The following is a 2,048-nucleotide window of genomic DNA, read 5'->3' as shown; positions in this document are numbered from 1 at the left end:
GTTCAGGGGATCAGCGCCCTGACCTCCTCCGCCGCGAAGCGTACGAAGCCCTCCGGGTCGGGTTCGTCGCCGGTGGGCTGGAGGATCACCGTGTCGGCGCCGGCCTCCGCGAGGCGCTGGACGGCCTTCGCGACGGTGCCCGCGTCACCGGCGACACCGAGGTCGGGGACCGACTCCACGCCCTCGTCGGCGAGTTCGGCGCGCAGGCGGGCCGCGGCGTCGGGACCGGTGGCGGTGAGGAGATAGACGACGACCTTGTGCGGCTCGGTGCGGCCGGCCGACTCCCGCCCCTCGTCGATGAGTTGGCGGGCCCGGCGGACGCCGTCCGGTGGGGTGCTCGCGGTGAGGATCGTGCCGTCGGCGGCCGCACCGGAGAGGCGGAGGGTACGCGGTCCGGTGGCTCCGGCGAGGATCTCGACGGGACCGGCCGGCGGCCAGTCGAGGGCGACGCCGTCGAGCTTGACGTACCGCCCGTCGGTCGTGAGACGCTCCCCGCGCAACAGGGCGCGCAGCGCGTCGAGATGCTCGCGCAGCAGGGTCACCGGGGACTCGGCACGGGCGCCGACCTGTCCCATCCAGTCCTGCACGCCGTGCCCGACGCCGATGATCGCGCGCCCTGGGAACAGCCGGTCCAGCGTGGCGACTTCCATCGCGGTGATGGCGACGTTCCGCAACGGCACCGGCAACAGCCCGACCCCGACGCGTACGTGCTCGCTCCACGCGAGCGCGGCGGCGGCCGCCGAGATCCCGCCCTCCCGGAAACAGTCCTCCCACAGCCAGAGCTCTTCGAGCCCGGAGGCGTCGGCCAGTTGGACCACCGCCCGCAGTCGCTCGGGGGGAAGTTGGGGACGGAACACAGCGCCGAGTCCGGTCATGGGTTCTTCCTACCTGGGGAGAGTGCCGCGGGCAACAGCTTTACGAGTAGCTGGAGTTGAGGTCGGCGCGCTCGTAGCGCAGGAGCACGACCCCGTTGCCGAAGGTGCGCGACTCAGTGAGGCGGAGCGGGGTGCGGGTGTCGGAGACGGGGAACATCGGCTTGCCGCGGCCGAGGAGGATCGGGTTGACGTACACCTTGATCTCGTCGACGAGGCCGAGGCGGAGGAAGGTCGCGGCGAGGTCGGCGCCGCCGAGGCCCAGGTCGCCGCCGGGCTGTTCCTTGAGGGCCAGCACCTCCTCGGGGACGACCTCGGGCACGACGGTCGTGTTCCAGTCGGCGGGGCCGCTGGGGAGGGTCCGCGAGTACACGATCTTCGGCATGTCCCGCCAGATGCGGGCGAACTCGGCGATGGCGGCGGGGGCTTCGGGGTCCGCGTCGGCGGTGGGCCAGTAGTCCGCCATCAGTTCGTGGGTGACACGGCCGTCGATGAAGGCACCCATGTGCTTGAGGGTGTCGTTCATGTGCTGGTGGAGTTCCGCGTCGACCATGTGCCAGTCGATGTCGCGGTCGGGGCCCTCCATGTAGCCGTCGAGGGACACGGACATCATCAGGCTGATCTTCCGCATGGGTGCACCGCCTCGTTCGTGGTCGGCCCCGCCCGGCGCCGGGTCCACCACCGTCTCACGCGACCGCGAACGCTCCCAGCACCACACCGGTGAACGCTCCCCCGAGCATGAACGGCCCGAGCGGGATCGCCGTCTTACGGCCCGCCCGGCGCAGGGCGACCATGCCGAGGCCGTAGACCGCGCCGTACAGCACCCCCGCGAAGGCGCCCGTGACGAGCACCGGCCAGCCGTACCAGCCGAGGGCGGTGCCGAGGCCGAGGGCGAGTTTCACGTCGCCGAAGCCCATGCCGGAGGGGTTGATGAGGTACAGGACCTCGTAAGTGGCCCCGAGGGCGAGACCGCCGTAGAGGGCGGTGGGCCAGGAACCGGCGTCGGCGGGGAGCGCGGCCGCGATGCCGAGGAGGGCGAGGGTGGCCGCGGCGAGCGGGAGGGTCAGGATGTCCGGGAGGCGGTGGACCCGGAGGTCGACCAGCGCGAGGAGGACGGCGACGGGGGCGGCGAGCAGCCAGACGACGAGTTCGGGGCGGGGGCCGGTGGCCGCGGCG

The 2,048-nt window shown here is 72.6% G+C and carries 3 protein-coding genes; all 3 read right to left on the bottom strand.

Annotated elements, in window-relative coordinates; translation table 11 throughout:
• Nucleotides 1–2: 2 nt before the first annotated feature.
• Nucleotides 3–875 carry an LLM class flavin-dependent oxidoreductase gene (locus AC31A1_RS50675; RefSeq protein ID WP_489659794.1) on the bottom strand — a complete coding sequence of 291 codons (873 nt, stop codon included), beginning with the start codon at nucleotides 873–875 and terminating at the stop codon, nucleotides 3–5.
• A gap of 40 nt (nucleotides 876–915) precedes the next feature.
• Entirely contained in the window at nucleotides 916–1,503 is a 588-nt protein-coding gene (locus AC31A1_RS50670; RefSeq protein WP_489659793.1) for a dihydrofolate reductase family protein, read from the bottom strand.
• A gap of 55 nt (nucleotides 1,504–1,558) precedes the next feature.
• A partial coding sequence (locus AC31A1_RS50665; protein WP_489659792.1) for a prepilin peptidase occupies nucleotides 1,559–2,048 on the bottom strand: 490 nt, incomplete at its 5' end.

The organism is Streptomyces sp. P5F9, assembly GCF_057961495.1.
The sequence above is the reverse complement of the archived record's forward strand: the minus strand, read 5'-3'. Positions and strand labels throughout refer to the sequence as shown.

What these genes read in the sequence shown, in the direction of transcription:
- AC31A1_RS50670 (WP_489659793.1), bottom strand. Translation starts at nt 1,503, where the DNA reads ATGCGGAAGATCAGCCTGATGATGTCCGTGTCCCTCGACGGCTACATG.
- AC31A1_RS50675 (WP_489659794.1), bottom strand. Translation starts at nt 875, where the DNA reads ATGACCGGACTCGGCGCTGTGTTCCGTCCCCAACTTCCCCCCGAGCGA.